At 69.8% G+C, this 25831-nt stretch carries 27 protein-coding genes and 2 pseudogenes; 20 read left to right on the top strand and 9 right to left on the bottom strand.

Features of this window, described 5'->3' with window-relative positions; translation table 11 throughout:
* The first annotated feature begins 46 nt into the window (after positions 1-46).
* Positions 47-748, top strand: a complete 702-nt coding sequence (locus QSK34_RS37900; RefSeq protein WP_353051473.1) for a zinc-binding dehydrogenase — start codon at positions 47-49, stop codon at positions 746-748.
* Here QSK34_RS37900 and QSK34_RS37010 read toward each other — a convergent pair.
* The gene (locus QSK34_RS37010; protein WP_285591434.1) at positions 669-1550 is read right to left on the bottom strand and encodes an SDR family oxidoreductase; all 882 of its coding nucleotides are present in this window, start codon (positions 1548-1550) and stop codon (positions 669-671) included. The genes QSK34_RS37900 and QSK34_RS37010 overlap by 80 nt on opposite strands.
* A 78-nt stretch (positions 1551-1628) precedes the next feature.
* Between QSK34_RS37010 and QSK34_RS37005 the strand changes: the two genes are divergently transcribed.
* From QSK34_RS37005 to QSK34_RS36995, 4 genes and pseudogenes are all read left to right on the top strand, one after another.
* Entirely contained in the window at positions 1629-2189 is a 561-nt protein-coding gene (locus QSK34_RS37005) for a TetR/AcrR family transcriptional regulator (RefSeq protein ID WP_285591432.1), read from the top strand.
* 101 nt (positions 2190-2290) lie between these two features.
* A pseudogene (locus QSK34_RS37985) lies at positions 2291-2347 on the top strand (Lsr2 family DNA-binding protein); the annotation flags it as partial.
* Between the two features lie 257 nt (positions 2348-2604).
* A complete protein-coding gene (locus QSK34_RS37000) occupies positions 2605-3288 on the top strand; it encodes a DUF6461 domain-containing protein (RefSeq protein ID WP_285591430.1) in 684 nt (227 codons plus the stop codon).
* Between the two features lie 136 nt (positions 3289-3424).
* Positions 3425-3811 carry a VOC family protein gene (locus QSK34_RS36995; protein WP_285591428.1) on the top strand — a complete coding sequence of 129 codons (387 nt, stop codon included), beginning with the start codon at positions 3425-3427 and terminating at the stop codon, positions 3809-3811.
* Between the two features lies 1 nt (position 3812).
* On the opposite strand, the gene QSK34_RS36990 is transcribed toward QSK34_RS36995, so the two are convergent.
* Entirely contained in the window at positions 3813-3953 is a 141-nt protein-coding gene (locus tag QSK34_RS36990; RefSeq protein WP_285591426.1) for a hypothetical protein, read from the bottom strand.
* Between the two features lie 704 nt (positions 3954-4657).
* On the opposite strand from QSK34_RS36990, the gene QSK34_RS36985 reads away from it, so the two are divergent.
* From QSK34_RS36985 to QSK34_RS36960, 7 genes are all read left to right on the top strand, one after another.
* On the top strand, positions 4658-5281 hold the full coding sequence (locus tag QSK34_RS36985; RefSeq protein WP_285591424.1) for a hypothetical protein: 624 nt from the start codon (positions 4658-4660) through the stop codon (positions 5279-5281).
* A 146-nt stretch (positions 5282-5427) separates the two neighbouring features.
* Positions 5428-6189, top strand: a complete 762-nt coding sequence (locus tag QSK34_RS36980; protein ID WP_285591422.1) for a hypothetical protein — start codon at positions 5428-5430, stop codon at positions 6187-6189.
* A 45-nt stretch (positions 6190-6234) separates the two neighbouring features.
* A complete protein-coding gene (locus QSK34_RS36975) occupies positions 6235-7110 on the top strand; it encodes an alpha/beta fold hydrolase (RefSeq protein WP_285591420.1) in 876 nt (291 codons plus the stop codon).
* A 20-nt stretch (positions 7111-7130) separates the two neighbouring features.
* Positions 7131-7310, top strand: coding sequence for a transposase (locus tag QSK34_RS37895; RefSeq protein WP_353051472.1), 180 nt, complete (start codon positions 7131-7133; stop codon positions 7308-7310).
* 471 nt (positions 7311-7781) lie between these two features.
* A complete protein-coding gene (locus QSK34_RS36970) occupies positions 7782-8060 on the top strand; it encodes an RNA-dependent RNA polymerase family protein (RefSeq protein WP_285591418.1) in 279 nt (92 codons plus the stop codon).
* Between the two features lie 113 nt (positions 8061-8173).
* A protein-coding gene (locus tag QSK34_RS36965; RefSeq protein ID WP_285591416.1) for an IS5 family transposase occupies positions 8174-9099 on the top strand; the annotation gives its coding sequence in 2 pieces (ribosomal slippage) (positions 8174-8507 and positions 8507-9099; 927 coding nt in all).
* 190 nt (positions 9100-9289) lie between these two features.
* Positions 9290-9949, top strand: coding sequence for a TetR/AcrR family transcriptional regulator (locus QSK34_RS36960; RefSeq protein WP_285591414.1), 660 nt, complete (start codon positions 9290-9292; stop codon positions 9947-9949).
* Positions 9950-10033: 84 nt separating this feature from the next.
* On the opposite strand, the gene QSK34_RS36955 is transcribed toward QSK34_RS36960, so the two are convergent.
* From QSK34_RS36955 to QSK34_RS36935, 5 genes are all read right to left on the bottom strand, one after another.
* On the bottom strand, positions 10034-10156 hold the full coding sequence (locus QSK34_RS36955; RefSeq protein WP_285591412.1) for a hypothetical protein: 123 nt from the start codon (positions 10154-10156) through the stop codon (positions 10034-10036).
* 1278 nt (positions 10157-11434) lie between these two features.
* Complete coding sequence (locus tag QSK34_RS36950; protein WP_285591410.1) at positions 11435-11593, bottom strand: hypothetical protein; 159 nt, start codon at positions 11591-11593, stop codon at positions 11435-11437.
* 58 nt (positions 11594-11651) lie between these two features.
* A complete protein-coding gene (locus QSK34_RS36945) occupies positions 11652-13133 on the bottom strand; it encodes an alpha/beta hydrolase (RefSeq protein ID WP_285591408.1) in 1482 nt (493 codons plus the stop codon).
* 424 nt (positions 13134-13557) lie between these two features.
* A complete protein-coding gene (locus tag QSK34_RS36940; RefSeq protein ID WP_285591407.1) occupies positions 13558-15072 on the bottom strand; it encodes an FAD-dependent oxidoreductase in 1515 nt (504 codons plus the stop codon).
* Positions 15073-15423: 351 nt separating this feature from the next.
* Positions 15424-15561 (bottom strand): hypothetical protein, encoded by a 138-nt coding sequence (locus tag QSK34_RS36935; protein ID WP_285591406.1) that lies wholly within the window; start codon positions 15559-15561, stop codon positions 15424-15426.
* 367 nt (positions 15562-15928) lie between these two features.
* Here QSK34_RS36935 and QSK34_RS36930 point away from each other — a divergent pair, with 367 nt between their 5' ends.
* Positions 15929-16438, top strand: a complete 510-nt coding sequence (locus QSK34_RS36930; RefSeq protein ID WP_285591404.1) for a calcium-binding protein — start codon at positions 15929-15931, stop codon at positions 16436-16438.
* 605 nt (positions 16439-17043) lie between these two features.
* On the opposite strand, the gene QSK34_RS36925 is transcribed toward QSK34_RS36930, so the two are convergent.
* Positions 17044-17766, bottom strand: a complete 723-nt coding sequence (locus QSK34_RS36925; protein ID WP_285591403.1) for a neutral zinc metallopeptidase — start codon at positions 17764-17766, stop codon at positions 17044-17046.
* Positions 17767-18479: 713 nt separating this feature from the next.
* Complete coding sequence (locus QSK34_RS36920) at positions 18480-19052, bottom strand: TetR/AcrR family transcriptional regulator (RefSeq protein WP_285591401.1); 573 nt, start codon at positions 19050-19052, stop codon at positions 18480-18482.
* A gap of 93 nt (positions 19053-19145) precedes the next feature.
* On the opposite strand from QSK34_RS36920, the gene QSK34_RS36915 reads away from it, so the two are divergent.
* The 7 genes and pseudogenes from QSK34_RS36915 to QSK34_RS36885 all read left to right on the top strand — a co-directional run bounded on the left by QSK34_RS36915 (position 19146) and on the right by QSK34_RS36885 (position 25684).
* Positions 19146-20309, top strand: coding sequence for a CE1 family esterase (locus QSK34_RS36915; protein WP_285591398.1), 1164 nt, complete (start codon positions 19146-19148; stop codon positions 20307-20309).
* A 36-nt stretch (positions 20310-20345) separates the two neighbouring features.
* Positions 20346-20435, top strand: a pseudogene (locus tag QSK34_RS36910) (IS5/IS1182 family transposase); the annotation flags it as partial.
* Between the two features lie 59 nt (positions 20436-20494).
* Entirely contained in the window at positions 20495-21169 is a 675-nt protein-coding gene (locus QSK34_RS36905) for a response regulator transcription factor (protein ID WP_285591396.1), read from the top strand.
* A complete protein-coding gene (locus tag QSK34_RS36900; RefSeq protein WP_285591394.1) occupies positions 21166-22542 on the top strand; it encodes a sensor histidine kinase in 1377 nt (458 codons plus the stop codon). The genes QSK34_RS36905 and QSK34_RS36900 overlap by 4 nt, the downstream gene beginning before the upstream one ends.
* 59 nt (positions 22543-22601) lie before the next feature.
* Complete coding sequence (locus tag QSK34_RS36895; protein WP_285591392.1) at positions 22602-23408, top strand: polyphosphate polymerase domain-containing protein; 807 nt, start codon at positions 22602-22604, stop codon at positions 23406-23408.
* Between the two features lie 6 nt (positions 23409-23414).
* Positions 23415-24092, top strand: a complete 678-nt coding sequence (locus tag QSK34_RS36890) for a DUF4956 domain-containing protein (protein WP_285591390.1) — start codon at positions 23415-23417, stop codon at positions 24090-24092.
* Positions 24092-25684, top strand: coding sequence for a CotH kinase family protein (locus QSK34_RS36885; RefSeq protein WP_285591389.1), 1593 nt, complete (start codon positions 24092-24094; stop codon positions 25682-25684). The genes QSK34_RS36890 and QSK34_RS36885 overlap by 1 nt, the downstream gene beginning before the upstream one ends.
* The last annotated feature ends 147 nt before the right edge of the window (positions 25685-25831 follow it).

Below are 25831 nucleotides of genomic sequence, written 5' to 3'. Positions count from 1 at the left end.
TGACCGGACGCCCAGTGTCCCGGGTCACGAGCTGTCCGGGGTCGTCGTGGAGCTCGGTTACGGTACGACCGGCCTGACCGACTGGGCGCGACGGGTCCCTGGCCGAGTACACCGCGGTGGAGGCCGGAACCTGGCGCCGCTCCCGGCCGACGTCGACCACATCGTGGTCGCCGCGCTGCCCATCTCCGGGCTGACGGCGTGGCAGGGGCTGTTCGACCACGCCCGCCTCGCGGCCGGGCACACCGTGCTCGTCCACGGCGCGGCGGGCGCGGTGGGCTCGATCGCGGTCCAACTCGCGCGGGAGGCGGGCGCCTACGTGATCGGGACCGGCAGGGCCTCAGATCGTGATGTCGTGCTCGGTCTCGGCGCTCGTGCCTTCGTGGATACAGGCGATCTCGGGCAGGTCGGCGAGGTCGACGTGGTGTTCGACGTCATCGGCGGCCAGGTCCTCGAACGGTCGGCCGAACTGGTCCGCCCAGGCGGAACCCAGGTCACCGTCGCCCAGCCGCTGGACGGGCAGGCCGTATTCTTCGTCGTCGAACCGAACCGTGCCCAACTGGCCGAACTCGCCGAACGGGTCAGAACCGGCCGGCTCACCCTCAGACGGCCGCCGCGTTCGCCCCAGCCAGGCGGACCCCCGGCAAGACGGTCATCCAGGTGGTCCCGTCTCAGCCGAAGTAGTGCCCAGCCGCCAGGTCGTCGAGGAGCGTGGGACCGGTGGGCTCCCACGAGAGCAGCTCCCGGGTGACGTCACTGGACGCGGCCGCGTCCATCGCCAGCATCGGCCCCAGCCAGGCGTAGGACGCGGCGGCCTCCTCCGGTGTCATCCGCTCGACCGGAACCCCCAGGCCCTTCCCGACGGCTTCGGCGACTTCGCGGAGCGGCACCCCCTCGTCCTGGGCGGCATGCAGCACGGTCCCCGCGGGCGCGTTCTCCAGCGCCAGCAAGAACAGCCGCGCCGCGTCATCCCGATGCACCGCGGGCCACCGCCCGCCCTCGACGAACCCAGCGATCCCCGCCGCCCGCGACGCGGCGACGTACGCGGCGATGAACCCGGGATCCCCGGCGCCGTGCACGGTGGGCGCCAGTCGCACGACCGATCCGCGCACCCCATCGGCGGCGAGCACCCGCCGGGCCGTCTTCGCCCGTCCGGCGTCCTGCTCGGGGAAGTCCCGCTCGGTGGCGACCCGCCCGGGAGCGAGCCCCAGCAACCCCGACGCCAGGACGAAGGGCCGCCCCGTCCCCTCGAGGGCGCCGAGCATCGCCTCGACGGCGACCAGGTCGGCCTCGGCGGCCTCGGCGAACCCGCCGGCGAAGGCGATGTCATGCTTGAAGGCCAGGTGTACGACCCCATCGGCCCCCGCCGCCGCCCCCTTGAGCGTGTCGAGATCGTCGAGTGTCCCCCGGACCACCCGAACCCCCGCGGTGACCAGCGCCTCGGCGGAGGCCTCAGACCGGGCGAGCCCGGCGACCTCATGGCCCGCGGCCTGTAGTTGCGGCACCAGGGCCGACCCGATCCATCCCGGCGCTCCCGTGACGAACACGCGCATGATCCGCACCTCTTTCGATGTCATGAACTGACATCAGACTAAGCGATGTCAGACACTGACATCAACTAGACTGCAACCATGGCGAGATGGGAGCCGAACGCCCGCGGCAGACTCGAAGACGCGGCCCTCGACCTCTTCACCGAACGCGGCTACGACAAGACCACCATCGCCGAGATCGCCCAACGCGCCGGCCTCACCGAACGCACCTTCTTCCGCCACTTCGCCGACAAACGCGAAGTCCTCTTCGGCGCCTCCAACCCCCTGCTCGGCGTCCTCACCGACGCCGTCGCCGCAGCCCCCACCGACACCCCACCGCTCGACGCCGTGGCCGCCGCCCTCGACAGCGCCGCCGCCATCCTCCAGGAACGCCGTTCCTACGCCCGCCGCCGCCAGGCCGTCATCACCGCCAACGAGGAACTCCTCGAACGCGAACTCGTCAAACTCGCCGTCCTGGCCGAAGGCCTGGCCACCGCCCTACGCTCCCGCGGCGCCGGCGCCGCCGAGGCCGCGGTGGCCGCCGAGACGGGGATCGCCCTGTTCCGGGCGGCGTACGCGTCATGGCTGGCCGCGGACGACACCGCCGACCTGTCGGAATGCCTCCACTCGGCCTTCGCCACCCTCCGCACCCTCGCCAGGTAGGTTTTCCGATCATGGCTGACGCCGACTTCACCGCCCTTCGGGTCACCTACCGCACGCACAGCCGCGAAACCTTCTCCCACATGCGCACCTGAGCGAAGTCGGCGGGCTACCCCGTCAGTGACCGAGGCCGGGTCGCCCGGGAGATCATCGACGCCTTCTTCGCCGCCCATCCCGAGGTCTACGAGCGGGCCGGCACGTTCGAGCTGGTCCACGCCACCGCACGGACCCCCGGCGCGTCCCCCGACGACTACGAATGGCAGCACAAGGACGACTGCCGGCTCGGCGAACACGAGGTGCTGCACCTGCTCGGCGTCGCCGACGAGCACATCCGGCTGATCGAAGATGAAGACTGGACCTACCAGGAAGGGCCCCAGATCATCACCGTACGGCGCCTCGGAGACTGGCGCGGCGGGAGGTGCTGGAGGCCTTGTCACGCGACGGCGGAGAAGCCGTGGCGGTGCTGCGACACGACTACGCCCAGGACCACCTCGCCCATGCCGTCGACGGCCACGTCACCACCGACATCAACCCGGCTTATCCCATCGACAGGCAGGGCACAGACCCCGACGGACTCAACGGTCACCTTCGTGACCTGGGCATCGACCCGGCCGCCGACGACTCCATCGACAACCCCATCCCGATGGCCCTGGCCCTCGCCACCCGCATCACCGGCGTGCTGATCACTCCGGACGACCTTCGCCGCCCCGGTCCTTGGCGCCGCCGTACCCGGCGCTCTTCATTGACCTCGGCGATGCCGTCTGGCCGGACCCCCATGGCGCTGGAGGGCCTGCCAGTGCCCGGCGCGTCCGGCCAAGGGCCTGCGGGATGGCCGAGCACCGCCCGTAGTGGTACACGCGATCGCCCGCTTGCGTCAGCTCTCGACCTTCTCCCCCTGACCTGGGCGTACGCAGACGGAGCCGCCATCATCCCAACGCCGGCCCTCTATCGCGGTCTGCTCGGCAAACTGCTGCGCGCCTTCTTTCCCGTCACCGCCGTCGTCGGCGAGCTGCGCACCGCGCTGGCCCGTGGCCGCCGGCGTGGGTTGCGAGGCCGAGGTGATCGTCGTCGGTGGCCAGGATCGCGTGTACGGGGATGGTGAGCGCCGCCAGGTCGCCGGTGGGAGACGAGGGTGACCTCGTTGCGTAGCGGGGGACGCCGGCGGGCACCCGCTCCATCCATTCCCAGGCGCCGCTGCGCCGGGCCACCTGAGGCCCCGCCCCCTACGATCATCGGCCATGCACATCGACCTGGTCACGATCGTCGTCGACGACTACGACACGGCCATCACGTTCTTCGTCGACGCCCTTGGCTTCGACCTCGTCGAAGATTCGCCCTCGCTCACCAACGACGGCCGCCCCAAGCGGTGGGTCGTCGTGCGCCCGCCCGGCGGCCGGACGGGCATCCTGCTGGCCCGAGCCGACGGCGACCGCCAGAGGGCGGTCGTCGGCGGCCAGGCCGCCGGACGGGTCGGGTTCTTCCTGCGGGTCGACGACTTCGCGGGCGCGTACCGGAGGATGGCCGCCGCGGGTGTCGAGTTCGTGACCGTGCCCCGCACCGAGCCCTACGGCCGGGTGGCGGTCTTCCTGGATGTCGCGGGCAACCGCTGGGACCTGCTCGGCTGAGCTACCGGGTGGCCGAGCGGGTGAGGAGGACCACCGGGCAGAGGGCGGCCCGGAGGATCTTCGGGGACATGTCGCCGGCGAAGACGCGGCGCGGAGAGCCGGTCGAACTCGATCCGCAGACGAGGAGTTCCCCGGGAGCCACGTCGTCTCGGCCGGCGCCCTGGTCGCGTCGGGCCCGGCCACGACCTCGGTGCTGACGCCCTGGCGCATGGCCGCGATCCGGCGAGGGCCGTGACGGCGGCGCGCAGGTCGCGGTTCACACTGTGCGCGCACCTCTTCGAGGATGCCCTCCTCGACCTGCGGTGTGCCCTGCTCCTTCAGCAGCACGGCGATGCGATGGAAGGGGGAGTTGCAGCTTGCCCGCCACCCGGATGGTCAGCAGGAGCCCGTCGTCGCAGGTGGGCGACTTGCGATAGGCGAAGGTGAGGCGGGTCGGCGTCGTCGGCGGGTCGACCGCGTAGCCGCGCGGGCGATGCCCACGGAAGGTGCGGGAGCTGTGCAGCAGTTCGGCGGACTCCCCGCGTTGCGCCCTGCAGGCTTCCTCGAAAGGCCGCCTTCTCGTCACTCGAGGAAGAGGCGGCCATCCGCGCCGTGGCACTCGACCTGATTGCCCGCCACCCGCGGGTTACCGGCGTTCAGACCCTTTCCGCCGCCGTCGGCGTGGCGGGCAGCCGGGGCTGAATGTTAACCACCGCAGGACCCCTCGTGCCGCAGTGTGTCGTTGCTGGGCATGGGGGGCAGGCTGACGAGGCCCCTGGGCGGCGCCATCCCGGGCACACTGGCGAAAGGCGGTCGCGGTGGCCGCCGCGCCCCGCCTGGACGGGCCGGCCCAGAGGAAGATCGTGGATGCTCTCGACTACTCAGCACCGTGACCAGTTGGGCCGTGCGCTGACGCGTGCGGCCCAACTGGCGTCGGTCATCCCCCAAGGGCCCCCGGTCTGGGGCCGCCGCGACCGGACGGTCGGTGTGCCCGTACGCCCGGCCGACCCGTCGGCTGATCTGGCGTGGCTGCGGGTGGCGCCGTTCCGTGCCCGCGACGTCGGCGGCAAGGGCTGGACCGGCATGACGGACGCCGAGGCCCTGATCCCGCCCAGCGTCCCCAGGCCGCGCGCGCTCGGCCACTATTCGTGGAGCCAGAGGGGCGATGACGAACCCGTCTACCTGGCCACCCTGATGACCCACGTCACGAGCCCGGCGTGCGCCTCCACCGACATGCTCCGCGACGACCTCGACGTCGACCTCGATCGCGTCCTGGGCCTGCCGGACGGCTGGTGGACATCGCTGCGGCCCAGCTTGTCGACGCTGGCGACCGTGCGCACCGATCGGGCCGTCATCAGCCAGAACTACCTTGATCGGGCGCTCCTGTCTTACCTGCAGGCCCCTGGTCTGGACACGACACCGTGCGGCCGGCGCAAGGCGGTCGGCTCTGCACGAACGCCGCCGCCGACGACACCGGCCCGGAGGGAGTGACAAGCCCCCGCGATACGGCGAACAGCATCCGTCGATCCGGCAACACGCTCCACCCTGAGCTCGGGCAATTTCGATTGACACCCTGTCGTCCTAAATCCCAGAATGAATTGACCATACAGGCCGTTCACTGAAAATAGGACCTCATCATGACTCCTGCCTCATCCCTCGGCGAGGGCGAGCACGGGCAAGCCGTCGTCAGCGACTCCCAGCCGGTCGGCCGGACATCCCTGCCTGCGCCGCCCACGGACCCGGCGTTCGACCGATATGACACCGGCCTGCGACGGTTCGGACTCGCTGCGGCAGCATTCCTCGCTCCGTGGTTCATCGTCGCCTGCAACACCGGATGGGCGCTGGCGCAGGCGGCCGGCGCCGGCGACCAGACCGGTGCCGACGCGCTGGCCGCCGCCGCGGCGCACCCCGCCCTGCTGCACAACGTGGTCTTGTTCGGCATGCTCGGCGCGCTGCTGATGATCCCCGCCACGCTGGGCGCCGCGCGGCTAGCCGGCCGGGGTGCGGCGAAGCTGTCGTTCATCGCCGGCACGCTGACGGCCGCCGGATACGCCTGCTACCTGGCCATCCTGCTCACCGATCTCACCACCATCGCGATGGTGCGGGTCGGCGGGCCGATGGCCGACTTCGCCGGCGTGATCGACGCCCGCCAGGAGGATGCGGCCGGGACCTGGGTTTTCCTGCTGTTCGTTCTCGGCAACCTCGTCGGCACGTTCCTGCTCGGCCTCGCGCTATGGCGGTCCCGGTCGATCGCCCGCTGGGCCGCCGCCGCAATCATGATCTGGCCGCCGACGCACATCGTCGGCCTCGCCGCCGGTGTCGAGTGGTTCGAGGTCGCCGGCGCCGCTGTACAGGGCCTCGGCTTCGCCGCGGTCGGGGTCCATCTGCTCCGCAAGTGACGGCGGACGCGGCGTTTCAAGAATCCCCCAGCGTAAGGAATCGTCATGACCGACATTCGCAGCGCCCTGACCAAAACGTCGATCGAGGGCGCCGAGATCGCATACACCGACACCGGCGGAGACGGTGAGCCGCTCCTGCTGATGCACGGCGCCCTCCTCGCGGACTGGATGACACCGCTGGCCTCCGAGCTGCGCGGCCACCGCGTAGTGCGGTTGGTCCGCGCGGGCTACACCGGCGGCCCCGTCCCGGACGACCTCACCATCGCCGATCACGCCCGGCACGCGGCCACACTGCTGCACCGGCTGGGCGGTGTGCCCGCGCACGTGGTGGCGCACTCATCCGCCGCAGCGATCGCGCTCCAGCTCGCGGTTGACCACCCTTCGTGCGTGCGTACCCTCTGCCTGCTGGAACCGCCGCTGGTGGACGCGCTGGCAGATCCGTCTGATGTGGACGATCTCCGCGCGGCCCTCGGTCCCGCGATCGGTGCGGCGATGGCCGCGACCGCACGCGGGGAGCACGCGGCAGCGTTCGACGCCTTCATGCCTCTGGTGTGCGGGCCCCGCTACCGCGAAATCATGGACGACGTCCTGGGCGCGGCCGTCGTCGACGACGCGGCGAGCCGCAGCGGACCGGTCTTCACCAGCGAGGTCGCCGCGCTCGCCGCGTGGACGTTCGACCCTGCGGTCGCCCAGCCGGTCGTGCTGGTCCAGGGCGCGGACAGTCCGCCTCCGGTGCACCGGCTGGTCGCGCACCTCGCCGGGCTGTTGCCACAGGCGACTGTCCAGACCGTCGAGAACGCCGACCACCTGATGCCGCTCACCGCGCCGGCCACGCTCGCCGCCTTGATCCTGCGCGTAACGGGCTCTGGGACAGCCGGCAGTGATGGTGACGATGGGCGTCAGGGCGTGTTTCAAAAGTGAGCTGAGCGGGCCCGTTACCGGTGGCGGGGCGGGCTGTTCTGGAGCCGCTGCTACTGGTCGTCCGGAAGCCGGGGCGCCCGCCGATCCGGACGAAACGGCAGCTGATTGGCGGGATCCGGGTGCGGGTGGATGCGCCGTGGCGGGACGTCCAGGAGCGGTACGGATGCCGGCAGACGATCTACGGGTTGTTCCGGCGCTGACCGCTCTGCAGGCTCGGGCGGACGCGGCCGGACTGATCGACCGGGACGTGAGTGTCGAATCCACCGTCTGCCGGGCCCATCAGCACGCCTCCGGAGCGCGGAAAAGGGGGAACCGCCGCCTGATCACGGGCCGGGGCGCTCCTGCGGCGCAAGCTGCGCCTGGCCACCGAGCAGGGCCGCAGAGCACTGTCGATCGTGCGGACGGCGGGGCAGGGGGGTGACAGCCCGCAGTTCACTGCGGTTCTGGAAGGCATCCAGGTGCCACGCCTGAGCGGGGACCGCCCCTGTACCCGGCCTGACCGGGTGCTGGTCGGCAACCGCCGCTACCTGCGCAGGCGCGGCCATAACCCGAAGCGTGCTGCGGATAGGCGTGGACAGCGTCGTCCCATAACCGGTGAGGAGCCGGGAAGCGGGCAAGACTGACCCGAGTCGACTGTTCCACTCGTTGTTCGACAAGTCTGTCGCAGGGACGTGTTGGAACGGGCGCGGGAGGATGTGCGCCGCGATCGCGGCGCGGCCAGCATCGACCGCGTCGCCCTTGCGGATGTCGAGGAGTACGGCGTGACCCGGCTCCCTGACGAACTGGCTGCCGAACCGGCGACCCCGAGGCCGGGCTCTGGTGAGCGGAGGCCGCTGCCGATTCCTTCGGTCCGTGACCGGATCGTTCAGGCGGCCGTGAAGCCCGTGCTCGAGCCGATCTCCGAGGCCGACACGCTGGACTGCTCGTTCGGGTTGGGCCCGGACGGGTGATGCTGGTGCCTTCCTCGAACGGCTACAGCCCGGCCGAGTCCGCCGGCGTGGTGGCCTAGGGCCTGTTTCTCGGATCTGCTGACAGTGGGTGCTGGTCTTGTGACGCTTGGCGTATGGGTCGTGGTGATCTGACGAACGCCGAGTGGGAATGCCTGGCACCCCTGCTGCCGCCCGGTGGCGTGCGGGGCGGGCAGTGGGTTGACCACCGGATGGTGATCAACGGCGTGCTGTACCGGGCCCGGACCGGGCTGCCCTGGCGGGACCTGCCCGAGCGGTTCGGCTCCTGGGTCACGGTGTACAAACGCCATCGCCGGTGGGCGGCCGACGGGACCTGGCAGCGGCTGCTCACCGTGATCCAGGCGATGTACGACGGACGCGGCTGGATCGAGTGGGACATCAGTGTGGACTCCACGATCATCCGCGCCCATCAGCACGCCGCCGGAGCACCCCACAGCCTGTCACCGGCGCAAAAGGGGGACGGGTGGAGGACAAAGCGGGGCGATCCGATGCTGGCCGACCTGTCCGCCCGCCTGGGGGAGGTGGTGCGGCTGGAGAAGGATTAGGCCGTTCCCGCGGCGGGTTCACCACCAAGATCCACCTGGCGGCCGACGGACGCTGCCGCCCCTTGTCCTTCCTGCTCACGCCCGGTCAGGCAGGCGACAGCCCACAACTGGCCGCAGTGCTGCAACGCATCCGCGTCCCCCGCATCGGCGGCGGACGGCCACGCACCCGGCCGGCCAGCCTGGCCGCCGACAAGGCCTACAGCTCCCGCGCCAACCGCGCCTACCTTCGATCCCGCAAGATCCGGCACACCATCCCCGAACCAGCCGATCAGAAGGCCAACCGCCGCCGGCGCGGCCCTCTGGGCGGCCGCCCGACCGGCTACGACCCCACACGATACGCGCGCCGCAACGTGGTCGAGCGGGCGATCAACCGGCTCAAACACTTCCGGGCCGTGACCACCCGCTACGACAAACGCGGCTACATCTTCCTCGGCACGGTAACCGTCGCAACCCTGATCATCTGGCTCCGCACCTGATCCAAGAAACAGGGCCTAACCGCGTCGACGGTGAACCAGAACCATCCCTCCTCACCATGCCGACGGGTGTCAGGAGGCATCGACCGCCCGGACCGCCACGCTCACGAACGCCGTCGACACGGGTCCGCTTCGTTAGGCCAGACGTAGGTTGAGTAGACTGCTTGTCGGATGAATATGACATGATGGGGGCATGGCACCCCGCAAGTACGAGCAGGTCCTCCGCGCCGAGGCCGCGGAGGAGACGAGGCGCCGGATCCTGGACGCGGTCGGCCAGTGTCTGCGCGAGGCGCCGACGGAGCAGCTCAGCCTGGGGCGGGTGGCCGAGCTGGCCAAGGTGTCGAGGTCGACGATCTATACCGACTTCGGCTCGCGGTCGGGCCTGTTCGACGCGTTCGTGGTCGATCTCTGGGAGCGCACCGGTCTGGGCGAGCTCAGCGGGGCGGTGAACGCCGCCGACGCGCGCGACCACCTGCGCGAGGGAATCCGGGCGGCCAGCCGGATGAAGGGCCAGGAGCTGGTGGTCTACCGCGTGCTCCACGCCATGGACCGGCTGGACCCCGAGTCCGCCGGCGGCGCCGTACGCCACATGGAGACCGACCGGCGGGCCGGCATGCAGAGCCTCGCCGAGCATCTCGAACGGGAGGGTGAGCTGCGCGAAGGGCTCACCGTCGACAAGGCGGTCGACGCACTGTGGGTGCTGACGAGCTTCGAGAGCCTCGACCTGCTGGTGACCGGCCGCAGTCACACAGTCGACGAGGCGATCGACATCCTGGTGGACATGGCCGAGCGAGCCGTGTGCCGGACGCCGGACATCCAGTCGGCCGGGGTTCGCAGAGCACCACAAGGCTGAACGGCAGCGGGGTCAGGTGTGCTGTCGCCGTCCGTGGTCCCCGCCCGATGAACCAGGCGGAGCCGTTCGTGGCGTCTGTGGCCCTCAGTCGAGCGGATGCGCATCGAAGGTCCGGTGCGCCACGGCATCGCGCCGAACTCGGCGGTTGAGGGGAACACGCTGGGCAGTAGCGCCGCTGCCGAGCATTGCCCGGATCAGGGTCGACATGAACGGGATGGTCAGAGCGGCGGCCACTGATGGCGCCGGTCGGGCCGAAGCCCGGCGGGGTGTAGCCGAGGACTGCCACGGCCACGACTGCGGTGGCCATGTCGGCGCCGAGCCCGGTCAGGGCCCAGGCGGGCCGCTCGGCGCCCCAACCGCAGGCCGTGACGCCACCGCCAGGAGGGCGCCAGGCCTGTCAATGACGAACGACATCTGCAGCGGGTCGAGCGATACCAGCAGCAGCGGGAGCGGGCTCGGCTCACCGTCCGGCCCTTGCAGATAGGCGTGCGCCTGCCGGCACCGGTCTTCGACTGCGGCCTGCGTGGCTTCGTCCGTGGCTTTCGCACCCGTTCGCGTCCCACCAGCCGACGGCCGGTTCTCGTGTTCGTTAGTTCGGATCCCCGCGAGGCCGGCACGGACCAGATAGGCGAGGCAACGCGGTGCGGGTTGCCCGCGCGTGCGAGGCGTGGCGCTCAAGGGGCGATTCGCAGCACTCGACCGGCACACCGCCCAGGTGAACGGCCTCACCGCGCGGCCTCATGGTTTCATGGAGGACGCCCACTGAGATCGACGAGTCGCTCCCCCGGAATGCGACCCGACAACCGGGAGGGAGCCCACCGCAGCCCTTGTCAATCACTCTGCGTTCTGCAAGAGGTACCAGCTCGGTGCGCGCACGCGGAGATCCTGATTTCGCTCGCACAAGCACACGCAGGCACCGTGATCACCAAATCGTGCCACTTCGTGGCTTGTACCCGTACGCCTTGTTGAGGCGCCGCCGCGCGCATGCGTCTCGGCCGTACCGATGACAGTGGGAGGACGGCGTCTGCGCACGGGTGACTCCTGCTTACAGCGTCGAGAGAGAGGGGACTGCTGGCACGCGGCCGCGCGGGTCCTGGCTGCACCGGGCCCGCGGGCGTGCTGTGGTCGACGATCGGGATGTCGGCGTCGTATTCCATCAGCCGGGTCAGCCGTTCCCGCTCGGCGGCGTCCACGTCGTACACGTCGCCGGCGCTGCGGGCGGCGCGGACCATGTCGATGACGCCGTACGCCTCGGAGGCCCCGTGCAGGTATGGGTGCGGGCCGGGCGTGCCGAGGCCCTCGTACTCGGTGGCGACCACGGCCTACCCGGCGCGTAGCCACGCGGACAGGTAGGCGACGTCCCGAACCGAGCGGCCGCCGACTGTGCCGTGCGCTCAGTTGATGACCGGCCACCCGTGCCGCGGCGCGGTGCCTTCGGGGATGAACACCGCGCCGGCCACCGCTAGGGAGGGTCGGACAGGCCGGTTAGGCGTACCGCACACGGTGCGCGGCGGCGGTGCCGGGCAGCCACAGCGACGCCGGCAGCGGCTCCGCGGACAGCACCCGGCCGGGCCTGTGCCGGTACGGCGGGCGCAAGGGCGAGTATGGCGGCGCCAGCGAGGCCGCCATCCATTTGACGATCACAGCGGGATCTTCCGGATTCTGTTGCGGCGGCTGGTCCAGCCGGCCGCTATGCGGGTGGTCACGGTGCGAACGGGTCGGTGTCGTCGCGGCAGGTAGCGACCACTGGTGGCAGTGTCGTGCCGTCGGTCAGGTAGGTCAGGGCGGGGATGACCAGGCACGGGTTGCCGGACGTGAGGCTCGCGTGGCCGTCGGCCTGGTAGGTGAGCAGCCGGGCGTTGCCGAGGTCGGCGACGAGCTGCCGCGCGCCGGCGTACGGCGTCGCCGGGTCGTGGGTGTTGCTGATGACGAGGATCGGCGCGGCCTGGTCGGGATGGTGGAAACGGCCGCGGAACGCGTCATCGTCCTCGACCGGCCATAGCGCGAGGTTGAGGTTGACCAGCCCGTTCACCCACCAGAAGTGCGGGAACATCCGGTATGCGTGGACGCTGTCGTGGACGTAGCCGGCCACGGGTCCGCGGGCGAATCGCTGGTCGGCCGCGAGCACCGCGAACCGCTGGTCGTCGGAGCCGAAGTCATCCCGGCCGGCCAGCAGGTCGAGCATGGTCGCCGGCTGTCCGGCCGTGATGGCGGTGAGCGCGGCGGCGAAGTCGCGCCACCGCCGCGGGCTGTACATGGCGGCCAGCGCCGCCTCGCGGACGTCGTCCCCCGTGATCCGCGGGTGTGACGGGTCGCCGGTGGGCAGCGGCTGGCGGTCCAACCGGGCCAGCAGATCGTCGAAGGCGTCCTCCGGATCGGTGCCGCCGAAGCCGCAGCGGGTTCCGGCTGCGGCGCAGCGGGTGAAGAAGCGGTCGAGCTCGTCCTCGAACGCCGCCGACTGCTCCTCGCCGCCGTCAACCGGATGGTCGCGATCGGTTCGCACGTCGACGGCGCTGGCGAGCACCATCGCCCGGACGCGGCCGGGAAACATGCTGGCGTAGGTGGCGCCGATGGCGGTGCCGTACGAGGCGCCGATGGCGGTGAGCTTGCGGTCGCCGACAGCCTGCCGCAGCAGATCGACGTCACGGGCGACGTTCGCGGTGCTCATGTGCGGCAGAATCTCCCGGTTGTGGCGCAGGCAGGACAGCCCGTAGGCGCGCGCCGCGGCGGCATACGCGTCGGCGTCGACCGCGTCAGGACGGGTGAAGAACGACGGCGGTGTCGCACGGCAGTCGACGGCGGGCCGGCTCGCGCCGGTGCCCCGCTGGTCGAAGCCGATCACGTCGAAGCGCGACAACAACGCCAGCAGTTGCGGCGGCGAGCCGCGCAGCACCCGTACACCGGACTGTGCGGGACCACCGGGCAGTTGGAACAGCGAGCCGACGCGCTGCGCGGGATCGGCGGCCGGCTTGCGGATCAGGGCGATGGTGATCGTCGGTCCACGCGGATCGTCGTAGTCCAGCGGCACGCGAGCGTCCGCGCATTGAAATCCGTCGCCGCAGTCGATCCAGCGCAGCACCGGAACCGGCGGCTCCGGACCCGCCGCCACGGCGGGCGCGCCCCCAGCGAGCATGGCGAGCAGGACCGCGCAGCCGGCAGCCGCGCGACGTAACAGTGATTTCACCGCAGTTCCTTTCTCAGTGGTTGTCGGCTCAGCCCTACCTCGGGCTGGGCGAAAAGCAGGCCGCCGACGGCCTCGGCGCGGAGGGCCCCGCCCAGCCGGGCTGCACTGTCGGCGAACGAGCGGTCCACGCTGCCGGCAGGCGCGCGCGTCGGCGTGGATCGGGAAGACGCCGTCCTCGACGCCGGCGTCCCGGATCCGCTGGGAGCGGTCGTCGACGCTGAACCGACCACACCTGGACGCCGAACTCGCGGTGGAGGAAGACCGAAGACGCGCCGCGTCCGCAGCCGAGGTCGAGCACCCGCAGGCCCGGCCGCAGTTTTCGACGACCTTGGACAGCCACTCGGTGAGCCAGAGCGAGTGGGCTCCGCCGGGTGGCACGAGGAGCGCGGGAACCGCGGCGAGTCGAGCGAGCCGGGACGGGTCGTCATGCCGCACCCGCCACCGTCGCGGCCCGCTGGTCGAGGACGTCGTCGATCGCGCGCTCGAGCTCGGCCACGGCCCGGGGCACGTCGGTCACGCGATACCACCTGGCGACCGGGACGGCGTCCGGTCGCACCAGCAGAGCGCCGCCGGCGTGGAGGCCGAGCGCGTGAGCGGTGGCCGGGGGCAGCGTCGCCACGTCGACCGGCACGCCGCGCTCGATGCGGGCGGCGGCTGCCGGCCAGGCGGAATCGCCGTCGCCGGTGAAGAGGGTCAGCCCGTCGCCGACCAGGTCCAGCGTCGAGACCGATGACCGGCCGGGCGCACCCGGCGCGACCCAGGCATGCTGGAGGCGCCCGCCGAGGTCGTGGAGGAGCTCGGTGATGACGGCGTGGCAGCGTCCCTGCGGGTCGGCGGCGCGGGCGACGTCGGCGGCCGCCAGCGGCCGCATCTCCGCCTCGTAGGTGTTGAGGAAGTGGGCCGGCGCCCAGCCTCGGAGGACCCACGCCAGGCGCCATCCGATTGCGATCCCGTCGCGCACCGCCATGGCCAGGCCGTTGCCGCCCCGCGGTGTGACCCGGTGTGCGGCGTCGCCGGCCAGGAACACGCGGCCGGAGGAGAAGGCCGTCGACAGCTTGGCGTCGGCCGTGAAGGCGCTTTGACGCACGATGTCGACGGCCAGGTCGGGCACACCCGAAGCGAGCCGGATCCGACCCGCGAGGGCCTCGGGCTGCGCGAGCGCCTCCACGTCGTCGTCCGGCCCGAGGACCACGCCGAACTGCCACCGGGTACCGCCGCCGGAAGGGATGAGCACGCCGGCGCCCTCCGGAAGGCTGATCGAGTAGAGCGCGAAGCGGTGCGGGCCGAGGACGGGCCACAGCGGGGCACGGAACTCGGCGCTGATCCCGCGCATCAGCCCATCCGCCCCCTCGGACTCGATACCCAGACGCTCGCGGGTCGGGCTGTGGGCGCCGTCCGCCGCGACGACGTACGCCGCGCTGAGCTCTTCGACCGCCTCGCCGCCGTGGCTGCCGACGCCCCGGACCAAGAGCCGCACGCCCTCCTCGTCCTGGCTGATCCCGACGACCTCCGCGCGCCGGCGGACCGGGCGGCCGCTCACCCGGGCCAAGTAGTCGGCGAGCACCTGCTCCAGGTGGTCCTGCGGCACCCGGGCAGAGGCCGTCGGGCTGACCACGGAGCTCTGCGCCAGGTCGGGCACGTTGATCGGCACCCGGGTGCCGTCCCCGGCCTCGGCGACGGTGCGGGTCTGCAGCAGGGCGAAGTCGACCTCGTCGGTCCCGGCCCGCAACTCCTCCTCCAACCCCCAGCCGCGGAAGATCTCCATCTGCCGGACGGTCACCCCCACAGCCCGGGGCAGCGCGGACACCCCGGCCCGCTTGTCCAGCACGAGCACGTCCAAGCCGTAGCGGGCCAGTTGCGCGGCGGCCACCAGGCCGGCCGGTCCGGCGCCAATGACTACGACGTCGTGGTGGTGCGACCGGGTGGTGCGGTGAGCCATGTCGGTGACCTCTTTTTCGGAAGACACTTTGTTCTGTGAAAAGAGTATCAATTTTGACCGGACAGACTGTCAAGCAAATTGGGGTGGTGTGGAGCTGAAACTCCTGCCGCGTCAGGCCGTGTTTGCGCTGGTGGCGATCTTTCGTAGGCGGGGTTACCGGTGTTGCGGTTGCACCAGGCGATGTAGCGGCGGATCATGCCGCCCTACCTGGCGGTGGTCGGCGTGATCAGTACCGTTGAGGGTGAACTCGCGCAACGCGGTGGACTGCGCCCCGATGCGGTTCGACCGCGAGGAGTCGGGAGGCGTTGTTCGCCTCGGCCCGCTGTCCGACTCGCGCGTCCTTCTTGGTGGTCAGGTGCGAGCTGAGTTGTCGCAGGTGATCGCGATGAGGGCCTCGGGCGGGTAGAACTCTAGGAACTCGCCGCGTCGCTCGCGCCTCTTGATGTGCCCGTACATCTCGTCCTCGCCCAAGTCCAGGGCGATGAACAAGTCCCGCACCCTCTGTGTGCGGGTGTAAGTGGCGCGCATCCGTGGCCGGGGTTCACGATCGGGGTCTTTGCCCTTGCCTCCGACGTCGGTCCACTGCCTGCCGGGTCGGGATTGCAGGTTGAGTGGCCCGACCATGGCCTGGCCGCCCGCTTCGACAAGACCGCCGCGTCCTGCACCGCCGTGGTCGCCCTCGCATCCCTACCACTCTGGCTCTGACCTTTGAAGACACGGTCTGGGGCCGTGCAGGGTGCCCCGTGGTCCAGCACGGTCGGCGGGGCGGCCTGCTTCATATTGACTTGACAGCATGTCCGGCCAACCTTCATGCTCCTTTCACCGTACAGAGTGTTCTATGAAAGGTTTCACCGAAATGACTGGCTTGTCAGTAGTACAACGTCTTCTCGCCGCGCTGGCGATCATCGTCGCCGGGCTCGCGACCGCGGTTCCGGCGAACGCCGCCTCGACCACGTCCGTCCATGTCAGCGGCAGAACGCTGTTCATCGTCGGGACGTCCGCCGGCGAGACCGTCAAGATCGAGTCCCAGTTCGGGCTGCTCACGGTCGACTCCACCTCGGGGATCACCCCGGGAGCCGGGTGCTCCGCCCAGGGGGCGACCGTGGTCTCGTGCTCGACGAACGTGCAGTTCATCGACGCGGCCGTGATCGGAGGCAATGACACGGTCACCAACAACACCTCGTTGCAGGCGTCCATTCTGGGCGGCAGCGGCCTCGACACCCTGATCGGGGGCTCCGGACGGGACGGGCTCAACGGCGGCGCCGAGGACGACACCCTGATCGGCAACGGCGGGGTGGACGTCGCCAACGGGGTGGGCGGGTTCGACACCTGCAGCGCCGAGACAGAAAGCGGCTGCGAAGCCTGAGAAGGTGCCGGCTGGGGCGGATCGTCTGCTCCAGCCGGTTTCCCAGGCCCGGACAGGCGGCTTGCAGTGACCTCGGGCGGGTCTGCCTGGAGTCCCGTGATTGGCACCGCCGTCTTCAAGCTCCACTCGGGTCGACGTCGCCCTGGCCGTCGAGCTCGTCGGCCCTTGCCAAGACGCCTCATTCTGCGGCTCTTGGATGACCACACCACCGTCGCGGCACGGTCGGGAGTCGTCTTCGGGCTGCTGTCCACACCCGGCTTCATCGCCTCGCAAGCGACCAGGCCCTGGGCGGTCCTGGCTCGTCAGGCACACGACGGTGACGCGGCCGCGATCTCGGCCGCCTTAGAGGGCATCCAAGCGATGAGCGAAGAGGACCTGGACGACCTTCTCCGGGACGCCCTCGACCATTGGGCCGCCGGCGGCGCCGACGTTCGGGTCACCCTCGACACCCTCCTGAGATGGAGAGGACCGCCTACATGCTGGGGGTCTTCACAATCGACACCCCGAACGGTCCGCTGCCGGGCTTGAGTCCATGTCCTTCTCCCTTGTCTAACAGGGAGGACGGAGCCGTTCACTCATTCTCGACATGCCCCGGGGAGGATTTTCTAGGCGACCTTGGACGCGCTCGCCGTCCAGGTGTTGCAGGCGCCCGGTTTGCCCGACCGGTAGCCCTTCTTCATCCAGAAGACCCGGTTGGCGGGCTTGCCGTTGTGCTTGAGGCGGGCCAGCTCCTTGGGCTCCATGACGGCGATGACCTTGGAGAAGTCGGTGATCTTCCGGCCCAGGCTACGGGCCGAGATCCCGGCGAGGCAGTCTCCCTGCAGGAAGTAGCGGTGGGTCTGCTGGGCGACGTCCTCACCGGTGCGGTCGTTGGGCAGCGCCCAGTAGGCCTCGGCGATGCCGGTCATGCCCTGGACCACGCCGTTCCAGGTGCGGATGAGGGCCGCGAACACCTTCTCGTCGCCCCTGGCGTTGATCCAGTCGTCGGCCAGTCTGACCTGGATGGAGGTGTAGCAGATCTCGGCGTACGAGCCCTTGACGCCGCTGCTGCCGCTGCAGGAGCCGGCGTCCTTCTTGAAGATCACCTTGACCGGCTGGAAGTCGTCGATCGCGCCCTTCCACGCGGTGTTCAGGCAGGAGACGACCTTCTGGATGTACTTCTCGGTCGACGACTTGGTGGTGCCCTTGACGGCCTTGCAGGAGACCTTGGGAAGGGCGGCCTTCTTGTAGATGGGGTTGGCGGTCAGGGTGGGCTCGCCCTTGATGGGCGCGGCGTGGGCAGCGCCGGTCGTCAGCACGAGGCCCGCCACGACTAAGTTCATGATCATGTACGGGAGGGTAGCGGGCCCTTCGGCGATGATGCGGAAAACCGCATTTCCTTCACACCACCTACGCAATCACCATCTTCTTCGGCGGCGCCTTGATCTCGACGCGGTCGCCCCAGCGTTTGTGGAAGGTGGTGATGCTGCCGATGGCTGGCTGGGACACCGAGGCATTCCTCCGTCTCCGTCAGTGGGTGGCGAACCGGCTTGCTCAGGACTACTCAGCGCTGAGCGCCCCCGACCTGCCTCCGGGGATGTCCGAGAAACTGGCCGTGCGAGGGCACATCCTGCCAGTCCTGGACGGGCTCTCTCCTGTCCTGCACCAGGCCGCATCGTGGCGCTCGACACGTCCCAGGCCAACACCGACCAGCTGATCGTGACCAGCCGGACCACTGAGTTCGGCCGCGCCGTCGACGGCGCGGGAGATGTGCTCACCTTGGCCCGGTCATCGAATCCCAGCCTGTCACCCAGAAGACGGCCGCGGCCTACCTGAAGCGCTGCCTGCCGGCACAACGGCCGGCGGGATGGGCACAGATCCTGTCCGCCCTACGCACGACACCCGCCACCACGACCGGACACGATCCCGGTGCGACGCTGGGCCGCGGTCGCCGGCGAGGTTCCACAGGGAGGCGAGGGTGACCTCGTTGCGGTAGCGGGGACGCCGGCCGAACGCGGGCAGCCGGGCCTCGCGCCGCTGTTTCCCCTGCGAGTTGTCGTGATCAGGAACGGCGCAAGCCGGTGAGGAGCAGAGTGAGGTAGCGCAGGCCGTTGGCGGCTCGTTCGGAGGGGCCGTAGGTGTTGTGGACGTTCGCGGCGTAGGCGATGCCGCACATCAGAGGTGTCATGTCCGCCTCGGTGACACTGGGGTCGATGACCCCCGCCGCGTGCGCGCGCGCCAGGAGCTCGGCGAAGGTGGTGACGAGCCCGCGTTTGAGGTCGCCGGTGTGCTCCAGGCTGTTGGTGGCCGCGGCGAACACCGGGGGAACCGCCGGATCGGTGAGCATGGCTTCGATCGCGGCGGCGAGGAAGTCGCGCAACGCCGTCCACGGGTCGGGCTCGGTCAGCGCCTGTTCCGCTCGCTGGACCAGCTTCTCGACGGCGGGCAGCGCGACGGTCTCCAGCAGTGCCTCCGGCGTCGGGAAGTGCCGGTAGACGGTGGCCACGCCGATGGACGCGGTCCGTGCCACGTCGTTGAGCTGCAGAGGCTTGCCGTCGTCGACGTAGCGCCGGGCGACCTCGACGATGCGGTGCCTGTTCTGGGCGGCGTCCTTGCGCAACGGCGGAGTGCTCATGTCACCACAATAACCAGATGAACTATCCGGTTGTGTTACGCTGAAACGGATGAATCATCCACTTACGGGCGTGTCCAGCACGAGGAGACACCGATGCCATTCACCACGGCCGTCTACGTCGACGCCCTGCGCGACCCCGCCGCCCTGCACGCGAGCTTCGAGTTCCACCGCGCGGGAGAGTCCGGGGACCAGGTGGTCGCGCACGCCGCCACGGGACCGCTGAACATCCCGGTGCTGGTCATCGGGGGTGAATACGGCATGCGCGACGGCGTCGAACACGACAGGCGCCATCGCACCGGGTGCGGCGCACTTCCTGCCCGAGGAAGCCCCCGATTGGATGACGCGCACGTTGATCGACTTCTTCGCCTGAACCAGGGGACCACCATGCCCAGCACCCTCACCGCCACCCGCGGCAGCGTCACCGTCGCCGGAGCCACCCGCACCTTCACCCTCGTCGGCACCGCGACACCGGGCGAGGCCAAGCCGCTGGTTCTCGTGTTCCACGGTTCCCGCCAGACCGGTGACAAGCACCGCGCCTTCACCGGCGGCGTCTACGACGCCCTCGCCGCCCGCGGTGCGCTGGTCGCCTACCTCGACGGCTATCGCGGCAACTGGAACGACGCCCGCCGCCAAAGCCGCTTCCCGGCCCGCCGAGCCGGCATCGACGACGTCGGCTTCGCCCGTGCGGTCATCACCATGTTCGCCGCGGACCGGCGCATCGACCCCAGCCGCGTCTACGCGGTCGGGTACTCCAATGGCGGCCAGATGGTCATCCGCCTCGCCCACGAATCCCCCGGCCTGCTGGCGGGCGCGACGGTGATCGCCGCGACCATGCCCGCACCGGAGAACTTCCTCGCCGGCGACGCCCCTTGGGCGCCGTTGCCGGTCCTGTTGATCCACGGCACGAACGACCCGATCGTCTCCTACCAGGGCGGCGCCATGAACTGGGCCCTGCGCACCCTGTTCAAGGTGGGTGGTTCCAGCTGGTCGGCCACCCGCACTGCCCGCTACTTCGCCGAACGCAACGGGATCACCACCGAACCCACGACCACGCGCCTGCCGAAGACGACCACGGCCGACCCCACCGAGGTCGAACGCACGACCTACCAGGCAGAAGGGCTCCCCCCGGTGGTTCTCTACACCATCCACCGCGGCGGCCACACCGTTCCCGGTCCCTCCTCCGCCCCGGCAATCGTGGGCAAGACCAGCCACCAGGTCGACACAGCAGACGTCATCACCCAGTTCTTCGACCTCTGAAACGTCTGCCGGGCGCGATCGTCACCTACTACCTACGGGTCGGGCATGACGTGCCGGCGGCGCCTGGACGTATGGAACCGGGCCGGGATGTGGCAGCGGCTGCATGAAGTCCTGCTCGATCGGCTCCGCAGTTTTCTGTCAGGAGCTCTTAGCCTTTCTTCAGGCCGACCGCGTAGAAATCGACTATGGACGCCCAAGTGCTGGTGGTCGACGACGAGCCCAGCATCCGTGACCTGCTCGCCGAGGCGCTGGGACTCAACGGGTTCAGCGTCAGGACCGTCTCCTGCGGTCGGGCCGCCCTCCAGGAGGTGGCGGCCGAGCGGCCCGACATCGTGATCCTCGACGTCATGCTCCCGGACATCGACGGCTTCACTGTGGCGCGGCGGCTCGGCGGCAACGGCCCGCCGGTGCTGTTCCTGACCGCGAAGGACGAGGTCGACGACCGCATCAGAGGCCTCACGGCGGGCGGCGATGACTATGTCACCAAGCCGTTCAGCCTCGAAGAAGTGGTGCTGCGGCTGCGGGCGATCCTGCGGCGCATGCAGCCGCCGGAGTTCGACGGCGTCATTCGCTACGCCGACCTCGAACTCGACGAGGAGGCTTACGTGGTACGCCGGTCGGGCCGTCCGATCCATTTGTCGCCGACGGAGTTCGCCCTGCTCCGCTACTTGATGATCAATGCCGAGCGGGTGGTCGGCAAGTCGCAGATCCTCGACCGCGTCTGGGATCACGGGTTCGACACCGACAGCCGGATCGTGGAGTCGTACATCAGCTATCTGCGCAGGAAGATCGACACGGGCGGGCCGCCACTGATCCACACCCTCCGGGGTGTCGGTTATCGGCTGTCGAGCACGCCATGACCCGTCCGTGGCCGCTGCGGCTGCGGCTGCTGGCTGCGCTGCTCACCGTGTCGGCGATCGGGCTGGCGGTGTTCGCGGTGGCGGGAGTGCTGGTGCTGGAGCGGTCGCTGCTGGCGCGCTCCGACAGCCAGTTGAGCGACTTCGCCCTGAGCGTCGCCCGCCGCCCGCCGCCCTCGGACGTCCCGCCTCCGCCGCCGCGCGGGAGCCTGGAGCTGCCGAGCCAGTTCCGGGTCTCCTTCTACACCCCCTCCGGGCAGCTCGAACGGCATCTGCCCGCCACCTCCGACGACGGACCGGCACTGACCCCCGGCCTCGTCACCGGGGCGACCCGCCGGCCGTTCACCGTGGGCGGCTGGCGAATGATCGTCGAGCGGTTGCCCGACGGGCGGCGGGTTGCCGTGGCGATGTCGCTGGAATCGAACCAGGCGACCGTGCGGAGACTGCTGATCATCGAGATCGTCGCCGGTGTGGTCGTGCTGGTCCTTCTCGGGGCGCTCGCCTGGGTGCTGGTACGGCTGGGGCTGCGTCCCCTGACCAGGATGGAGACCACCGCCGAGGCCATCACGGCCGGAGACCTCGACCGCCGGGTGGCCGACACCGACCCGCGCACCGAACCCGGCAGGCTCGGCACCGCTCTCAACACGATGCTGGAGCGCCTGGCCTCCGCGCTGAAGGCCCGTGAGCAGTCGGAGCAGCGGCTGCGCCACTTCGTCGCGGACGCCTCCCACGAGCTGCGCACCCCGCTGACCTCGATCCGCGGCTTCGCCGAGCTCTACAAGCACGGGCGGCAGACCCGCGATCCGGTGGCCGTGCGGCTGCTGGGCCGCATCGAGAACGAGGCCAGGCGCATGGGCGTGCTGGTGGAGGACATGCTGCTGCTGGCCCGGCTCGACCGCGAGCCGATGCTCGACCTCAGCACGGTCGACCTGCGGGTGCTGGCCGGCGACGTCGTGCACGCCGCCCGTGCCAGGGAACCCGGGCGGCCGATCACCTTGGAGGTGCCGGGCGACCCCGTCTGCGTACACGGGGACGAACACCGGCTCCATCAGGTGATCGCGAACCTGGTCGGGAACGCGGTCACCCACACCGGCGACCGCGTCTTCGTCACCGTCGCGCGCCGTGACGAGAAGACCGCTCTGGTCTCGGTACGCGATCAGGGTCCCGGCATCGACGCCGAGCATCTGCCGCATGTCTTCGACCGCTTCTACCGGGCCGATCCGTCGAGATCACGGGCTCATGGCGGGACAGGTCTGGGCCTGGCGATCGCGGCGGCGCTGGTCGAGGCGCACCACGGCCGGATCGAGGTGGAGAGCGTCGCGGGCGGGGGCGCCACCTTCCGGGTGACGCTGCCGTTCATGTCTGGTTCGGCTTAGGTTCACACATTGTTCCCAGGTTCGTCGGGTCGTATATGCGCTGACCCGAACGGAGGAACATGCACGGTGACCGATTGCGCGCGCCGAGCAGGCTGCACGCCTTCAACCGCTACGAGATCAAGTACCTGATCGACGTCGACCAGGTCGACCGGCTGCGGGAAGAGATCGAACGGCGCCTCGACCGCGACCGGCACTGCCCTGAGGAGGGCTACAGCATCTGGAGCACCTACTACGACACCCGGCGGCTCCGCTTCTACTGGGAGAAGATCGAGGGCCTGAAGTTCCGCCGCAAGCTGCGCATCCGCCACTACGGCGACCGCTTCGCGGCCACCGCGGAGACCCCCGTGTACGTCGAGATCAAGCAGCGGGTGAACAAGGTCACCCAGAAGCGCCGGGTCCGGCTCCCCTACGCCGAAGCGCTCGCCCTGTGCGACCGGCGGCAGATGGTCGAGAGCGACTCGCAGCCCTTGGTCGAGGAAGTCCTCGACCTGGTGTCCCGCCTCGACCTGGGCGCCACCGCGATGACCGGCTACACCCGGCACGCCTACGTGGGCCGCGACGCCGACCTGGGCCTGCGCGTCACCTTCGACCGCCGCATCCGGGGCCGCGACCGCGACTTCAACCTCGCCGCCCAGGCGGAGAACCGGCTGATCGTGCCGGCCCGCAAGGCGATCGTCGAGGTCAAGGCCAACGAGCGGGTGCCCTACTGGTTCACCGACCTGGCCGCCGCGCAGAACCTCCAGGTGGTCCGGGTCTCCAAGTACTGCCAGAGCGTGGAGGCCTACGGGCTGGTGCCGCGCTCGATCTTCCACATCTCCGACGACCACCACGCCGACGCGCACCGTCCGGCCTACCTGAAGGTCTGATCCCCCATGGACTTCACTTTCCAGGACCTGTCCGGCACGTTCAGCGTGACCGACATCGCCGTCGCGATGGCCCTGTCGTTCGTGCTGAGCGCGATGATCGGCTGGGTCTACCGGGCGACGCACCGCAACGTGTCCTACAGCCAGTCGTACGTGCAGACGCTCGTGGTCCTCGGCATGCTCATCTCGTTGATCATGCTGGTCGTCGGGTCGAACATCGCCCGCGCGTTCGCCCTGGTCGGAGCCCTGTCGGTGGTCCGGTTCCGCAACGCCATCAAGGAGACGCGCGATGTCGGTTTCATCTTCCTGGTCATGGCCGTGGGCATGGCGGTCGGCACCCGCTTCTATGTGCTGGCCATCGTCGCGGCCGTGGCGATCTGTTCGATCGTCGTGATCATGAACCGGTTCAACTGGTTCGCGCTCAACACGCAGCGCCAGGTCGTGAAGGTGCAGGTGCCCTCCGACGAGGACTACACGCACGCCATCCAGGACATCCTGATCCAGCACACCGACGAGTTCGAGCTGGTCAGCATGGAGTCGATCCGGGCCGGGGCGCTCATGGAGCTGATGTACACCGTGAAGATCAAGAAGGGCCACGAACCCGCCGACCTGATCAGCGCCCTGCGCGAGCGCAACCACGGCCAGTCGGTCACCGTCCTGACCGGCTACGACCAGACCGACCTCTGATGGCCCTCAAACACCGGATCCCCGTCTCCCTGCGGATGAACTGGAAACCGGTCGCCGCCTCGGGGATCTTCCTGGTGGTGTGCGCCGGGGTCTTCGGAACGGGAACCATCCGCCCGTACGTGACCAGCACGGCCTCCGCTTCCGGGGCGACGGTGATCACCGACCTGAAGGGTTCGGTGGAGCTCTTCGACCTCTCGAAGCCCCACCAGGTGAAACTGACCTTCACCGACGCGGCCTACGAGGACATGCTGACCGAGTACTTCAAGAGCGGCGAGAAGAACTGCGTCGAAGCCGACCTGGTCATCGATGGGACGACGATCCCCAGCGTGGGCGTCCGGCTGAAGGGCAACTCGACCCTGGGCAGCCTGACCTGGAACGGCAAGGCCCGAGAAGGCGGCCGGGGGCCGGGCGGCGGCGGATTCCAGCCACCGGAGGGCTTCGAACCGCCGGCTGGCGGTGAGATGCCGGGTGGTGGCGAGATGCCGCGCGGCGGCGGGTTCGCTGGAATGGGCGGGATGTCCCTCAAGGCGGAGGAGCCGGAGAACCTGCCCTGGCTGATCAGCTTCGACGAGTTCGTCGAGGGCCGCCGCTACCAGGGCCACAGCCAGATCGCCGTACGCCCGACCTCGATGGGGTCCTCAACCCTGCTCAAGGAGTCGCTGGCGATCTCGATGGTCGACGCGTCGGGTGAACCGTCACAGGGTTACGCCTACAGCGCCTTCTCCGTGAACGGCCGCTCTTCGGGCCCTCGACTTTTGGTCGAGTACCTGGATGAGGGCTACGCGGAGAAACTGGGCGACGGCGTGCTCTACAAGTCGCTGGCGACGTCGACTTTCACGTACAAGGGCGAAGACCAGACCTCCTACGTGGACGACTACAAACAGATCAACGCCAAGGGCGAGCAGGACCTCCAGCCGGTAATCGACCTGGTCAAATGGGTCGAGCAGTCCTCTGACGAGGAGTTCGCCGCGGGCTTGGCCGCGAAGCTCGACGTGGAGTCGTTCGCCCGCTACCTGGCCCTGCAGAACATGCTGCTCAACTTCGACGACATGGCAGGGCCCGGCCGCAACTACTACCTGTGGTACGACCTCATGACGAAGAAGTTCAAGGTCATCACCTGGGACCTGAACCTCGCCTTCAGCGGCGACGCGACCGCCGGCCCTGACGATGCGATGAGCATGGGCGGTTTCGGCCGCATGCGCCAAGGTGACCAGCGACAGGCGGACCAGCCCGGTGAACAGGATGCGACCGCGGGCCGGGCCGGCCCATCTGGTGGCCAAAGCCAAGCACCCGACCAGGCAGAGCAGGCTCAGCGACGGCCAGGCGGTGGCGGAATGCGCATGGGACACACGCTGAAGGACCGCTTCCTTGAAACGCCCGCGTTCAAGAAGGTCTACGAGGAGCAGTACCGGAAGCTCTACCAGGACCTCCTCTCCACCGGAAAGGCGGACACCCTCCTCGACCGTGCGGTCGCGTCGTACCAGGCCAACGAGGGCGCCGACGCCACCGAGGCCCAGAAGGAACTCGCCTCCCTCCGCGAGACCCTCACCACCCGCACGAAGTCTCTGAGTGAGGCCTTCGCCAAGCAGTGACCCGGACCGCGCGATGACTGCGGCGCGAAACACAGCTGCGCTGCCGCTCGGAGACGGCCCGGCCGCAATCCGAGCGGCCGGGCCGCCGCTCCACTCTTGGCGCTCGCAGCGCAGAGACCAGGACGATGCAGGACGTCACGCCCACGA

It is taken from the genome of Herbidospora sp. NBRC 101105, from assembly GCF_030269205.1.
GTDB classification, from domain to species: Bacteria; Actinomycetota; Actinomycetes; order Streptosporangiales; family Streptosporangiaceae; genus Herbidospora; species Herbidospora solisilvae.
Note: the sequence above shows the minus strand (reverse complement) of the source record. Positions and strands in the feature narration are given on the sequence as shown.

Bases quoted from the DNA above. Each gene is read 5' to 3' on its own strand.
- QSK34_RS36900 (WP_285591394.1), top strand. From the start codon at position 21,166: ATGACCCGTCCGTGGCCGCTGCGGCTGCGGCTGCTGGCTGCGCTGCTC.
- QSK34_RS36905 (WP_285591396.1), top strand. From the start codon at position 20,495: ATGGACGCCCAAGTGCTGGTGGTCGACGACGAGCCCAGCATCCGTGAC.
- QSK34_RS36985 (WP_285591424.1), top strand. From the start codon at position 4,658: ATGCTCTCGACTACTCAGCACCGTGACCAGTTGGGCCGTGCGCTGACG.
- QSK34_RS36885 (WP_285591389.1), top strand. From the start codon at position 24,092: ATGGCCCTCAAACACCGGATCCCCGTCTCCCTGCGGATGAACTGGAAA.
- QSK34_RS37005 (WP_285591432.1), top strand. From the start codon at position 1,629: ATGGCGAGATGGGAGCCGAACGCCCGCGGCAGACTCGAAGACGCGGCC.
- QSK34_RS36995 (WP_285591428.1), top strand. From the start codon at position 3,425: ATGCACATCGACCTGGTCACGATCGTCGTCGACGACTACGACACGGCC.
- QSK34_RS36930 (WP_285591404.1), top strand. From the start codon at position 15,929: ATGACTGGCTTGTCAGTAGTACAACGTCTTCTCGCCGCGCTGGCGATC.
- QSK34_RS36925 (WP_285591403.1), bottom strand. From the start codon at position 17,766: ATGATCATGAACTTAGTCGTGGCGGGCCTCGTGCTGACGACCGGCGCT.
- QSK34_RS36960 (WP_285591414.1), top strand. From the start codon at position 9,290: ATGGCACCCCGCAAGTACGAGCAGGTCCTCCGCGCCGAGGCCGCGGAG.
- QSK34_RS36980 (WP_285591422.1), top strand. From the start codon at position 5,428: ATGACTCCTGCCTCATCCCTCGGCGAGGGCGAGCACGGGCAAGCCGTC.
- QSK34_RS37010 (WP_285591434.1), bottom strand. From the start codon at position 1,550: ATGCGCGTGTTCGTCACGGGAGCGCCGGGATGGATCGGGTCGGCCCTG.
- QSK34_RS36940 (WP_285591407.1), bottom strand. From the start codon at position 15,072: ATGGCTCACCGCACCACCCGGTCGCACCACCACGACGTCGTAGTCATT.
- QSK34_RS36955 (WP_285591412.1), bottom strand. From the start codon at position 10,156: ATGTCGACCCTGATCCGGGCAATGCTCGGCAGCGGCGCTACTGCCCAG.
- QSK34_RS36975 (WP_285591420.1), top strand. From the start codon at position 6,235: ATGACCGACATTCGCAGCGCCCTGACCAAAACGTCGATCGAGGGCGCC.
- QSK34_RS36890 (WP_285591390.1), top strand. From the start codon at position 23,415: ATGGACTTCACTTTCCAGGACCTGTCCGGCACGTTCAGCGTGACCGAC.
- QSK34_RS36920 (WP_285591401.1), bottom strand. From the start codon at position 19,052: ATGAGCACTCCGCCGTTGCGCAAGGACGCCGCCCAGAACAGGCACCGC.
- QSK34_RS36915 (WP_285591398.1), top strand. From the start codon at position 19,146: ATGCCATTCACCACGGCCGTCTACGTCGACGCCCTGCGCGACCCCGCC.
- QSK34_RS36895 (WP_285591392.1), top strand. From the start codon at position 22,602: ATGCACGGTGACCGATTGCGCGCGCCGAGCAGGCTGCACGCCTTCAAC.